10 protein-coding genes are annotated in these 12884 nt (G+C 47.4%); 4 read left to right on the top strand and 6 right to left on the bottom strand.

The features are described from left to right. Positions 1 to 30: 30 nt before the first annotated feature. The 3 genes from thiD to HMPREF3066_RS03760 all read right to left on the bottom strand — a co-directional run bounded on the left by thiD (position 31) and on the right by HMPREF3066_RS03760 (position 2978). Positions 31 to 837: a bifunctional hydroxymethylpyrimidine kinase/phosphomethylpyrimidine kinase gene (thiD, locus tag HMPREF3066_RS03750; protein WP_045074304.1), complete on the bottom strand. Its 807-nt coding sequence runs from the start codon at positions 835 to 837 to the stop codon at positions 31 to 33. A 254-nt stretch (positions 838 to 1091) separates the two neighbouring features. Then, positions 1092 to 2087: an ornithine carbamoyltransferase gene (locus HMPREF3066_RS03755; protein ID WP_040668956.1), complete on the bottom strand. Its 996-nt coding sequence runs from the start codon at positions 2085 to 2087 to the stop codon at positions 1092 to 1094. A gap of 135 nt (positions 2088 to 2222) precedes the next feature. Continuing rightward, complete coding sequence (locus HMPREF3066_RS03760; RefSeq protein WP_060975373.1) at positions 2223 to 2978, bottom strand: methylated-DNA--[protein]-cysteine S-methyltransferase; 756 nt, start codon at positions 2976 to 2978, stop codon at positions 2223 to 2225. A 228-nt stretch (positions 2979 to 3206) separates the two neighbouring features. Here HMPREF3066_RS03760 and HMPREF3066_RS03765 point away from each other — a divergent pair, with 228 nt between their 5' ends. The 3 genes from HMPREF3066_RS03765 to HMPREF3066_RS03775 all read left to right on the top strand — a co-directional run bounded on the left by HMPREF3066_RS03765 (position 3207) and on the right by HMPREF3066_RS03775 (position 10072). Then, positions 3207 to 5579: a type I restriction-modification system subunit M gene (locus HMPREF3066_RS03765; RefSeq protein ID WP_070440539.1), complete on the top strand. Its 2373-nt coding sequence runs from the start codon at positions 3207 to 3209 to the stop codon at positions 5577 to 5579. 87 nt (positions 5580 to 5666) lie between these two features. After that, a complete protein-coding gene (locus HMPREF3066_RS03770) occupies positions 5667 to 6944 on the top strand; it encodes a restriction endonuclease subunit S (RefSeq protein WP_070440541.1) in 1278 nt (425 codons plus the stop codon). Between the two features lie 68 nt (positions 6945 to 7012). Beyond that, the gene (locus HMPREF3066_RS03775; RefSeq protein ID WP_321178902.1) at positions 7013 to 10072 is read left to right on the top strand and encodes a type I restriction endonuclease subunit R; all 3060 of its coding nucleotides are present in this window, start codon (positions 7013 to 7015) and stop codon (positions 10070 to 10072) included. A gap of 142 nt (positions 10073 to 10214) precedes the next feature. Here HMPREF3066_RS03775 and dapE read toward each other — a convergent pair whose 3' ends face one another. Together dapE and ylqF are read right to left on the bottom strand one after the other, a co-directional pair. Continuing rightward, positions 10215 to 11348 (bottom strand): succinyl-diaminopimelate desuccinylase, encoded by a 1134-nt coding sequence (gene dapE, locus HMPREF3066_RS03780; protein WP_060975369.1) that lies wholly within the window; start codon positions 11346 to 11348, stop codon positions 10215 to 10217. A gap of 168 nt (positions 11349 to 11516) precedes the next feature. Then, the gene (gene ylqF / locus HMPREF3066_RS03785; protein WP_070440545.1) at positions 11517 to 12458 is read right to left on the bottom strand and encodes a ribosome biogenesis GTPase YlqF; all 942 of its coding nucleotides are present in this window, start codon (positions 12456 to 12458) and stop codon (positions 11517 to 11519) included. A 3-nt stretch (positions 12459 to 12461) separates the two neighbouring features. Here ylqF and HMPREF3066_RS13090 point away from each other — a divergent pair, with 3 nt between their 5' ends. Continuing rightward, positions 12462 to 12617 carry a hypothetical protein gene (locus HMPREF3066_RS13090; protein WP_003776816.1) on the top strand — a complete coding sequence of 52 codons (156 nt, stop codon included), beginning with the start codon at positions 12462 to 12464 and terminating at the stop codon, positions 12615 to 12617. Here HMPREF3066_RS13090 and HMPREF3066_RS03790 read toward each other — a convergent pair. Continuing rightward, positions 12614 to 12844: a hypothetical protein gene (locus HMPREF3066_RS03790; RefSeq protein WP_045074321.1), complete on the bottom strand. Its 231-nt coding sequence runs from the start codon at positions 12842 to 12844 to the stop codon at positions 12614 to 12616. The two genes, HMPREF3066_RS13090 and HMPREF3066_RS03790, sit on opposite strands and share 4 nt — an antisense overlap. Positions 12845 to 12884: the final 40 nt, after the last annotated feature.

Raw genomic sequence — 12884 nt, forward strand, 5'->3', positions numbered from 1 at the left:
TTCTGTTTTCAGACGACCTTTCCATATCCCTCAATCCCGATAAGCCCAATGATTGACCGGACCGTGTCCCGCGCCGATGTTCAAAGGGTTGCGAATCGCCTCGGTAATGTATTTTTTGGCGGTTTGCACGGCTTCGAGTGTCTCGAAACCTTTTGCCAGCTCGGCGGCGATGCAGGCGGAGAACGTGCAGCCTGTACCGTGCGTATGCGCCGTCGGGAAGCGGCGGTCGGTAAATTCAAACACATCATCCGGCGTAAACAGCCAGTCTGTGCAGTATTCGCTGCGGCTGTCGCCCAAATGCCCGCCTTTAATCACCACGTTTTTCACACCGCAATCTTGCAGGATTTTGGCAGCGCGTTCCGCGTCTTGGCGGTTTTCAATGCGCACGCCCGTCAAGGTTTCCGCTTCGGGCAGGTTCGGCGTCAGAATGTCGGTATCAGGCAGAAGCAGACGTTTCATCGCTTCAACGGCGGAGTCCTGCAACAGCGGCGCGCCGCCTTTGGCAATCATCACCGGATCAAGGACGCGCTTGCCGAAACGGCATTTTTTCAGATTTTCGGCAACGCATTCAATCACTTCCGCCGTACCCAGCATCCCGATTTTATAGGCGCGGATTTCAAAATCGGAGCGGACGGCTTCGATTTGAGCAGTGATGATGTCGGTCGGAATCAGATGCACCGCCGATACGCCGAGCGTATTTTGCGCGGTCACGGCTGTCAGCACGCTGGTGCCGAACACGCCGCGCATCTGAAACGTCTTCAAATCCGCCTGTATCCCCGCCCCGCCGCCGGAATCCGAGCCGGCGATGGTCAGCGTTTGGACAAATGTTTCTTCCATTTGGTTTCTCCTGTTTCTTGGTTGGACAATTTAGGAAGCGGTTTGAAGGTCGTCTGAAAACCAATCATGCTTGTTTTCAGACGACTTTTGTTTTGTGGAAATCTAAAAGTTTGGAATCGCAACAATCTCTGTACATTCGCCCAAAATAGAAGTCTAGATTCCTGCCTTCGAGGGAAGGGGGTGTAAGTGCCTGTTATTCAGATTTATTATAGACTGATTTAATCATTTTTTTGATATAGCACTGCCGTTAGCCGTCAGTCCCCCAACGCCGCCACCATCACCGCTTTAATCGTGTGCATCCGGTTTTCCGCTTGGTCGAACACGATGCTGGCGGGGCTTTCGAATACTTCTTCCGTTACTTCCACGCCGTTTAAGCCGAAGGTTTCGTAAATCCATTCGCCGACTTTGGTTTCGCGGTTGTGGAAGGCGGGCAGGCAGTGCATGAATTTGACTTGCGGGTTGCCCGATGCCGCCATCAGTTCGGGGGTAACGCGGTAATCTTTCAATAAATCAATGCGTTCCTGCCACGCTTCTTTCGGCTCGCCCATGCTGACCCACACGTCGGTATGGATAAAATCGACGCTTTTGACGGCTTCTTCCGCGTTTTCGGTCAGCAAGATTTTTCCGCCAGTTTCTTCGGCGACGGCGCGTGCGCGGGCGACGATGTTTTCAGACGGCCACAAGGTTTTCGGTGCGCCGATACGCACGTCCATGCCGAGCTTCGCGCCCAACACCAGCAGCGAATTTGCCATGTTGTAACGCGCGTCGCCGACGTAGGCAAACGCGGTTTGGTTCAAAGGTTTGCCGCTATGTTCGCGCATGGTCAGCGCGTCGGCGAGCATTTGGGTGGGGTGGAACTCGTTGGTCAGACCGTTGAACACGGGCACGCCGGCGTATTTCGCCAATTCTTCGACCACGTCCTGCCCGAAGCCGCGATATTCGATGCCGTCGTACATCCTGCCCAACACGCGGGCGGTGTCTTTGATGCTTTCCTTATGCCCGATTTGGCTGGCGGACGGCTCCAGATAAGTGACCCCCGCCCCTTGGTCGCGCGCGGCGACTTCAAACGCGCAGCGGGTGCGGGTCGATGTTTTTTCAAAAATCAGGGCGATGTTCTTCCCTTTCATCCGCTGCACTTCGCGCCCTGCCTTTTTGGCGGCTTTCAATTCGGCGGCAAGGTCGAGGTAGGCGGTGATTTCTTCGGTCGTAAAGTCTAAAAGTTTCAGGAAATGGCGGTTTTTCAGGTTCATATTCGTATTTCTCCTTTCCGGCAGGTCGGGCATTGATGAGCAATCTGCCGCTGCTCTATTTTAGTCAGGTCGGATTTTCGAATCCGGTAATTTCAATCGGCGTTGTCAGATACCAGTATCCGACTTACTTCAAAATCAAAACAAGGTCGTCTGAACTTCGCCGCGTTCCAAAGCAAGCAGCGACTGTTTGCGGTTCAGGCCGCCTGCGTAGCCGGTCAGTTTGCCGTCACTGCCGATGACGCGGTGGCAGGGAATCAGAATGGACACTTTGTTCTGCCCGTTGGCGGCGGCAACGGCGCGGACGGCTTTAGGATTGCCCAAACGCTGCGCCTGCTCTTTGTAGCTGCGCGTTTCGCCGTAAGGAATCGCCAAGAGCGCATCCCATGCCTGCTTTTGAAATTCAGTGCCAATCTGCTCCAAAGGCGTGGCAAAGGTTTTCAGACGACCCTTGAAGTATAAGTCCAATTCCTGCCGCAGAAGTTGCGTTCGCTCATCTTCCCGAAACACAAACCGTCCGCGCAAGGCTTTTTGGACGGCGGTAATTTCCTGTTCCATATGCTTCTGCCCGACAAACTCCAGCAAACACAAACCCTTGCTGCCAAACACCGCCAGCATCTCGCCCAAAGGCGTGGCAATGGCGGCGGAGGTCAGTTCGTTCGGACTGTCGGGATAACTCGCTTCCAACAAACGGATGGCGCGGCGGATACGGACATATTCTTCAGGCGCGCAGCCGATACGGTCGATAAAATCCTGCTCGAACTGCTTGGCTTCGTGTTCTGTAAAACGTTCATGCAGCAGGGCTTCGAGGTCATCTGAAAAGTCGGTTTCCAGTCGCTCTCGTATAAAATTCCATCGCATCGGCAGATTATGCAGAGAAGGCAGAATTATCATAGTTTGCTCCAAATATGGATGGTCAGCTCTCACGCTGTTTTGCCATATTCTAGAGGAAAAGCACGCGCCTTATTACAAAATTTTTATTTCCTAAATTGATCCTATCTAGATTTTAGAAACCAAAGAAACAAACCGGAATACCCATTTTCTAAAAACATAAATTGTCCTTTTAGTGAAAATAAGGAACAATATTGCGTCAAATTGGTAATAAATCACTCAGGAATAAATATGGATCATTCAGTTCACAACAAACTCGTTTCTTTTATCTGGAGTATTGCCGACGACTGCCTACGAGATGTGTATGTACGCGGCAAATATCGTGATGTGATTTTGCCGATGTTTGTGCTTCGTCGCTTGGATACTTTGCTTGAGCAAAGCAAAGAAGCGGTATTAGAAGAAGTGCGCTTTCAAAAAGAAGAATTGGCATTTACCGAATTGGATAACCAACCTATCGAAGCCCTTACTGGTTATGTCTTCTACAACACCTCAAAATGGACGTTGAAATCCCTCTACCAAACCGCCAGCAATACACCACAGTACATGCTGGCGAATTTCGAAGAATATCTTGATGGTTTCAGCGCCAACGTGCAGGAAATTATCAACTGCTTCAAGCTGCGTGAACAAATCCGCCATATGTCCAATAAAAACGTTTTGCTGAGTGTATTGGAAAAATTTGTATCGCCCTATATCAATCTTACCCCTAAAGAACAACAAGACCCTGATGGCAACAAATTGCCAGCCCTAACCAATCTGGGCATGGGATATGTATTTGAAGAACTGATCCGCAAATTTAACGAAGAAAACAACGAAGAAGCCGGCGAACACTTCACTCCACGGGAAGTGATTGAGCTGATGACGCATTTGGTATTTGATCCGCTCCAAAACCAAATTCCGGCCATTATTACGATTTACGATCCGGCTTGCGGCAGCGGCGGTATGCTGACCGAATCACAAAACTTCATTGAACAAAAATATCCCCTGCCTGAATCGCAAGGTGACCGCTCAATTTTCTTATTCGGTAAAGAAATCAACGACGAAACTTACGCCATCTGCAAATCCGACATGATGATTAAAGGCGACAACCCCGAAAACATCAAAGTTGGCTCAACCCTTGCCACCGACAGCTTCCAAGGCAAACAGTTTGACTTTATGCTTTCCAATCCGCCTTACGGCAAAAGCTGGAGCAGCGACCAAGCCTATATTAAAGACGGCAATGAGGTTATCGACAGCCGCTTCAAAGTCAGCTTGCCTGACTACTGGGGCAATTCGGAAACCCTTGATGCCACTCCACGATCCAGCGATGGTCAGCTGCTTTTCCTGATGGAAATGGTCAACAAGATGAAATCGCCGAAAAACAACAAAATCGGCAGCCGAGTGGCCTCTGTACATAATGGTTCAAGCCTCTTTACCGGCGATGCAGGTTCAGGGGAAAGCAACATCCGTCGCCATATTATTGAAAATGATTTGCTGGAGGCCATCGTACAGCTACCTAACAACCTGTTCTACAACACAGGCATTACCACCTATATTTGGCTGCTGTCCAACAACAAACCCGAGGCACGCAAAGGTAAAGTACAGCTCATTGACGCCAGCCTCTTATTCCGTAAACTGCGTAAAAACCTCGGCGATAAAAACTGTGAATTTGCGCCGGAGCATATCGCCGAAATTACCCAAAACTATCTCGATTTCACCGCTAAAGCACGCGAAACCGACAGCCAAAATGAAGCGGTCGGCTTAGCTTCACAGATTTTTGACAATCAAGATTTCGGCTATTACAAAGTCACTATCGAACGCCCGGATCGTCGCTCTGCCCAATTTACCGCAGAAAATATTGCATCCTTACATTTTGACAAGGGTCTGTTCGAACCGATGCAATATCTCTATCAGCAACATGGTGAACAAGTTTACAACGCAGAATATTTAGCCGAAACCGAGCAAGAAATTACCGCTTGGTGCGAAGCGCAAGGCATTGCCTTAAACAACAAAAACAAAGCCAAGCTGCTGGATGTCAAAACGTGGGAAAAAGCCTCCGCACTTTTTCAGACGGCCTCAAAACTGCTTGAACATTTCGGCGGACAACAATTTGACGATTTCAACCGATTCAAAGAAGCCGTGGAAGGTCGTCTGAAAGCCGAAAAAACCACTCTTTCTGCCACCGATAAAAAAGCCATCTTCAACGCTGTCAGTTGGTATAACGAAAATGCCGCCAAAGTCATTGCCAAAACACTTAAGCTCAAACCAAACGAATTGGACGCCCTTTGCCAACGCTACCAATGCCAAACCGACGAGCTGGCAGACTTTGGCTATTACACCACCGGCAAAGCAGGCGAATATATCCTATATGAAACCAGCAGCGACTTACGCGACAGCGAATCCATACCGCTTAAACAAAATATCCACGATTATTTCAAAGCCGAAGTGCAACCGCACATCAGCGAAGCATGGCTGAATATGGAAAGCGTGAAAATTGGCTATGAAATCAGTTTCAATAAATATTTCTACCGCCACAAACCATTGCGCAGCCTTGCGGAAGTTGCCCAAGACATTCTTGCGCTGGAAAAACAAGCAGACGGCTTGATTAGTGAGATTTTGGGAATATAAGGCGCATTTTGTGATGTTTGGACGGGGCTTTAACAGAACCGCAAATTGCACCGATAAGAGCGGTCAGATTTTAAGGATTTTTTGCAAATGAGACGATACGAGAGTTACAAAGATTCGGGCGTGGAATGGTTAGGGGAAGTGCCGAGCCATTGGGATGTGCAACGTTCAAAATTCATTTTTAAGAAAATAGAAAGAAAAGTGAATGAGGAAGACCAAATTGTTACTTGTTTTAGGGATGGGCAAGTAACTCTGAGAGCTAATCGAAGAACTGAAGGATTTACAAATGCGCTAAAAGAACACGGCTATCAAGGAATTAGAAAAGGTGATTTAGTTATTCACGCTATGGATGCTTTTGCAGGGGCAATTGGTATTTCTGATTCAGATGGTAAAGCAACACCAGTTTATTCTGTTTGTTTGCCCCATGATAAACAAAAAATTGATGTCTATTTTTACGCTTATTACTTAAGAAATCTTGCATTATCAGGCTTTATTAGCTCCTTGGCTAAAGGAATTAGGGAGCGCTCAACAGATTTTCGCTATGCTGATTTTGCAGAATTATTACTACCTATTCCACCATATTTAGAACAACAAAAAATCGCACAATTCCTAGACGATAAAACCGCTAAAATCGATCAGGCGGTGGATTTGGCGGAAAAGCAGATTGCCCTGTTGAAAGAGCACAAGCAGATTCTGATTCAAAATGCCGTAATCCGAGGCTTAAACCCTGATGTGCCGTTAAAAGATTCCGGTGTGGAATGGATAGGGCAAGTGCCGGAGCATTGGGATGTTAAGAAATTAAAAAATATAGCACTTATTTTTAATGGGGCAACCCCTTCTTCAAATAATCAAGATTACTGGGATGGTAATATAGTTTGGATTACCCCTAAAGATATTAATAACATAAAATTTATTACTTCATCAGAACGAAAAATAACTCAAAAAGGTTATGAGAATTGTGGTTCTTATCTTGTCTCGCCAGGAACTATTGTTATTACAACTCGTGCACCTATTGGAAAAGTAGCAATTACGGATGTTGAGCTATGTACAAATCAAGGTTGTAAGTCTCTTGTACTTAATGAAAAAATTAATAATATATTTTTATATTATTATTTGACTGTAAGTACGGAATATTTAAATTCATTGGGCAGTGGTACAACATTTATGGAGCTAAGTGGAACTGCATTAGGAATTATTAAGGTTCCATTCCCTTCTATACAGGAACAACAACAAATCGCAGACTACCTAGATACACAAACCGCCAAAATCGATCAGGCTATTGCATTAAAAACAGCCCATATTGAAAAGCTGAAAGAATACAAAAGCGTGTTGATTAACGATGTGGTGACCGGCAAGGTGCAGGTATAGCATGTTTAAAGTGCGGTCAAAAAATCCGATGGATTTTGAATATTGGCAGCGCTGATAATTTGGACGTAATGAATAAATTTCAAAAAAATTTCACAAAAGAGTACAAAATGGTTTCAGAAACAAAGGAAAAAGATTTGGAAATCGCCATTGAAAAAGCCTTAACCGGCACTTGGCGTGAAAACATGGAAAATAAGCTGGGCGAACCGAAGGCGGAATACCTGCCGCGCCATCATGGTTTTGAGCTGGCATTTTCACAGGATTTTGATGCGCAGTTTGCCATTGATACACGTCTGTTTTGGCAATTCCTGCAAACCAGCCAAGAGGCAGAACTCGCCCGTTTTCAACAGCTAAATCCAAACGATTGGCAACGTAAAATTCTAGAACGATTAGACCGCCAAATGAAGAAAAACGGCCTCTTGCACCTTCTGAAAAAAGGCTTGGATATTGATAGCGCCCATTTTGATTTGCTCTACCCCGTTCCGCTTGCCAGCAGCGGCGAAAAGGTAAAACAGCGTTTTGAACAGAATCTGTTTAGCTGTATGCGCCAAGTGCCTTATTCTGCCTCAAGCAATGAAACGGTGGACATGGTGCTGTTTGTCAATGGCTTGCCGATTATTACCCTTGAGCTGAAAAACCATTGGACAGGTCAGACGGCGATTGATGCACAAAAGCAATACCGAAACCGCGATTTAAACCAAACACTGTTCCATTTCGGGCGTTGTTTGGCACACTTCGCTTTGGATACGGAAGAAGCTTACATGACCACCAAACTGGCGGGTTCTGATACGTTTTTCTTGCCGTTCAATTTAGGTAACAACTATGGCAAGGGCAATCCGCCCAACCCGAACGGACACCGCACAGCGTATTTATGGCAAGAGGTTTTTAGCAAAGCAAGCCTTGCCAACATCATTCAACATTTCATGCGCTTGGATGGATCAACCAAAGATCCGTTGGATAAACGCACACTCTTTTTCCCCCGCTATCACCAATTAGATGTGGTCCGCCGTTTAATTGCTGATGTCAGTGAACAGGGCGTGGGTAAACGTTATTTGATTCAACATTCTGCCGGTTCGGGCAAGTCTAATTCCATTACTTGGCTGGCGTATCAGTTGATTGAGGCATATCCGCGCAATGAAAAGGCGGCAAACGGTAGAGAGTCAGACCGCCCGATTTTTGATTCGGTAATTGTCGTTACCGACCGTCGTTTGCTTGATAAGCAGCTACGCGACAATATCAAAGATTTTTCGGAAGTGAAAAATATTGTTGCACCGGCGGTGAGTTCGGCAGATTTACGCCAATCACTCGAACAGGGCAAGAAAATCGTCATCACCACTATTCAAAAATTCCCGTTTATTGTGGATGGCATAGCTGATTTAAGCGACAAACAATTTGCTGTAATTATTGACGAGGCACACAGCTCACAATCCGGTTCGGCACACGACAATATGAACCGAGCCATCGGCAAAACGGAAGATGTCGATGCCGAAGATGTACAAGATTTGATTTTAAAAGCGATGCAATCCCGCAAAATGCGCGGTAATGCCTCTTACTTTGCCTTCACCGCCACACCGAAGAACTCCACTTTAGAAAAATTTGGCGAGAAACAGGCAGATGGCAAATTTAAGCCGTTCCATCTTTATTCAATGAAGCAGGCCATTGAAGAGGGCTTTATTTTGGATGTAATCGCGAATTACACCACTTATAAAAGTTTTTATGAGATCACCAAATCTATTGAAGATAACCCAAAATTTGATCGCAAAAAGGCACAAGGTCGTCTGAAAGCTCATGTGGAGCGTTCGCAGCAAACCATTGATACCAAGGCGGAGGTGATGCTGGATCATTTTATCCAGCAAATCTTTAACCGTAAAAAACTCAAAGGCAAAGCCAAGGGAATGGTGGTAACGCAAAATATCGAAACGGCCATCCGCTATTTTCAAGCATTAAACCGCTTGCTTGCCGAGCGAGGTAATCCGTTTAAAATCGCTATTGCCTTCTCAGGAAGTAAAACGGTAAACGGGGTGGAATATACTGAATCTGAAATGAACGGCTTTGCGGAAAGCGAAACCAAAGATTATTTCGATCAAGATGAATATCGTTTGCTGGTGGTCGCCAATAAATATCTGACCGGTTTTGACCAGCCGAAATTGTGTGCGATGTATGTAGATAAAAAACTCTCCGGCGTACTTTGTGTGCAAGCTTTATCACGTTTAAATCGTAGTGCCAATAAGTTGGGTAAACGCACGGAAGATTTGTTTGTATTGGATTTCTTTAATAGTGTAGAAGATATCCAGCAAGCATTTGAGCCGTTTTATACCTCCACCTCTTTATCTAAAGCAACCGATATAAATGTATTGCACGATTTGAAAGATCAGTTGGATGAAACCGGCGTGTACGAACAGGCAGAGGTCAACAACTTTACTGAAGGCTATTTTGCCAATAAAGACGCACAGCAATTAAGCAGTATGATTGATGTGGCGGTTCAACGTTTCGATCATGACTTGAATCTTGAACAAACCGCAAAAGTAGACTTTAAAATCAAGGCAAAACAGTTTTTAAAAATCTACGGACAAATGGCCTCCATCATCAATTTTGAAAATATTGCTTGGGAAAAGCTCTATTGGTTCCTCAAATTCTTAGTACCCAAATTAAAAGTACAAGATCTGATGGACGAATTTGATGAGATTTTAGATGCTGTAGATTTAAACTCTTACGGTTTGGCGCGTGACAAATTAAATTACAGCATTAAATTAGACGATGAAGAAACGGAGTTGGCACCGCAAAACCCGAACCTACGCGGTGTCCATAGAGACGATGAAGAGAAAGACCCAATTGATGAAATTATTCGTGTATTTAACGAAAAATGGTTTCAAGGCTGGAGCGCAACACCGGATGAGCAACGGGTAAAATTCATCAATACTACTGACCGAATCCGCAAACATAAGGATTTTGAACAGAAATATCTAAACAACCCTGATATTCACACCCGAGAACTGGCATTCCAATCTATTTTACGAGATGTAATGAGCGAACGTCATCGGGACGAATTAGAGCTTTACAAACTCTTTGCCAAAGACTCCGCATTTAAAACTGCCTGGACACAAAGTTTGCAACGAGCTTTGGAAATTTAGGGATTCACGAAATAAAAAGTGATTGTCTTTTTTTCTGAAAAGCTTGACATACAAATAAGCGGAAGCTGCTGCCTCCGCTTTTTTATTTTACGCCGTCTGAAAACATCCTTATTTTTAGTCGGCATTTTAATTTGAATAATATTTACCGCAACAACCGCGCCAATATCCCCTCATACACCGCCGACAGCTTCGGAATATCGTCCAGCCGCACGTTTTCGTTGATTTGGTGGATGGTGGCATTGGACGGGCCTAATTCGATGAGTTCTTTCGCAATGGCTTTAATGAAGCGTCCATCCGAAGTGCCGCCGGTGGTGGACAATTCGGTCTTTACGCCGCAGGTTTCGGCAATGGCTGCGCGTGCCACGTCGGTCAGTTTGCCCGCGTGGGTCAGGAAGGGCTGTCCCGAACACGACCATTGCAAATCGTATTGCACGCCGTGTTTGTCCAAAATGGCATGGACGCGTTGTTTCAGCCCTGCTTCGGTGGACTCGGTGGAGAAGCGGAAATTGAATTTGACGTTCAGCTCGCCCGGAATGACATTGGTCGCGCCTGTGCCGCCGTTGATATTGGAAATTTGAAAGCTGGTCGGCGGGAAGTATTCGTTGCCTTCGTCCCAGACTTCCTGCGTCAGCTCTTGCAGCGCCAGGGCAAAAGTATGCACGGGATTGATTGCCAAATGCGGATATGCAATATGTCCTTGCTTGCCTTTGACGGTCAGGTTGCCCGACAGCGAGCCGCGCCGGCCGTTTTTAATCATATCGCCCAATTTGTCCACGGCGGTCGGTTCGCCGACGATGCAGTAGTCGATAAGCTCGTCGCGCGCTTTCAATACATCGACGACTTTGGTCGTGCCGTCCAGCGCGTCGCCCTCTTCGTCGGAAGTAATCAGGAGCGCAATGCTGCCTTGGTGGTCGGGATGTTCGGCAACGAAGCGTTCGCAGGCGGTAACGAAGCAGGCGATGCTGGTTTTCATGTCCGCCGCGCCGCGCCCGTATAATCTTCCGTCGCGCTCGGTCGGTTCGAACGGGGGCGAATCCCATTTTTCAATAGGGCCTGTCGGCACAACGTCGGTATGCCCTGCAAAACAGACGACGGGAGCTTTCGTGCCGCGTCGCAACCAGATGTTTTTGGTGTCGCCGAAATGGAGTTCTTCAGCCGCAAAACCGATTTTGTGTAGGCGTTCGGCAAGTAGTTTTTGGCAATCTCGGTCGTCAGGGGTAACGGACGGGCGGGAAATCAATTCTTTGGCGAGTTCTAGGGATTGGGTTTCAGTCATTTTTTGGTTTTCTTGTTGATTGTGAATATTTGGAACAGGTCGTCTGAAAATCAGTTTCGGGTTTCAGACGACCTTTTTATAGCAAATTATAGAGCGTCCGATGCTTGAATTCATTCCTATGCGGAAATGGAGACACGGATATTTTCTATTTTAGCCCACCATACCGCCCTACTCGTCCACAGGCTTCTGCCCTTTACGTTCTGCCTTTCTGGCTTCGCGCACGGCTTTGAGTTCGGCTTCTTTTTGACGGGCTTTTTTGAGCCATGTTTCCCATTGGTTCGGTGTTTCGAGGGTGATTCTGCCGATTTTGCCTTCGCGGAAGTCGGTGAGGATGTTCTCCGCGGCTTTTTGGTAGTTGACCCGTCCGCCGCTGAGGACTGCGCCGCGTTTTTTGGCTATCCACTCGAGCCATGAGTTGTCGTCCCAGTGGCTGCTGGGGTCTTTGTCGGCTTGGTAGCGTTCTTGCAGCATGGGGAGGTAGTGGCGGCGGAGGTAGTCTAAAAGCTCAAGGGCGACTTCTTCTTCGTCCAGCGCGTTGCGTCCGACTGCGCCGCCGGCGGCGAGGTTGTAGCCTCCTTCTTCGACGATGATTTTCGGCCACAGCATTCCGGGGGTGTCGTAGAGCCAGAAGTCGTCGGCGAGGAAGAGGCGTTGTTCGGCTTTGGTGATGCCGGGTTCGTTGCCGGTTTTGGCGGATTTTTTGCCTATCATGCCGTTGATGAGGGTGGATTTGCCGACGTTGGGGATGCCGCAGATGAGGACGCGCAGGGGTTTGTCTATGCCTTGGCGGTGGGGAATCATGGCGCGGCAGGCTTGGGTGATTTTGCCATGTGCGCCGGTTTCGGAGGAGTCGAGGGCGATGGCGCGGGTGTCGGGGCGGCTGTTGTAGTGTTCGAGCCAGATTTTGGTGCGCTCGGGGTCGGCAAGGTCTTGTTTGTTGAGGATTTTGAGTTTGGGTTTGCCTTTGGAAAGCTGGGCTAGCAGGGGGTTTTCGCTGGAGGCGGGCATTCGTGCGTCCAGCATTTCAATCACCATGTCGACGCTTTTGGCGCGCTCGGCGATGGCTTTTTTTGCTTTGTTCATGTGGCCGGGAAACCATTGGATTGCCATGTTTTGTTCTTTCTGTCTGATTTGCGGTGGGGTCGTCTGAAAAGTGGTTCGGCGGTGTTTTCAGACGACCTGAGGTTTGTCCGTTTTCTGTGCAAAGGTCGTCTGAAAGCCTTCGCGGTTTTTCAGACGACCTTTTGGTTTGGGGCGCTCAAGGTTTAGAGGTTGCCGTGTTCGTAGCGGTAGTAGCCGGCTTCGTCCATACATTGTTCAAGGGATTTGGATTCGCGTCCGTGTTTGGCGTCGTGTTGCGCTTGTGATTTGCAAACGTTGATTTGACGGGAAACTTCGGATTCGCTTGCGCCGGTGCGGTGCCAGCGGTAGGCGGGGACTTCGGTGGCGCAGGCGGCGAGTGTGCAGGCGAGTGCGAGGGTGAGGATGTGTTTCATGGGTTTCTCCTTTTATAGTGGATTAAATTTAAACCAGTAC

Source organism: Neisseria sp. HMSC03D10 (genome assembly GCF_001807625.1).
GTDB classification, from domain to species: Bacteria; Pseudomonadota; Gammaproteobacteria; order Burkholderiales; family Neisseriaceae; genus Neisseria; species Neisseria mucosa.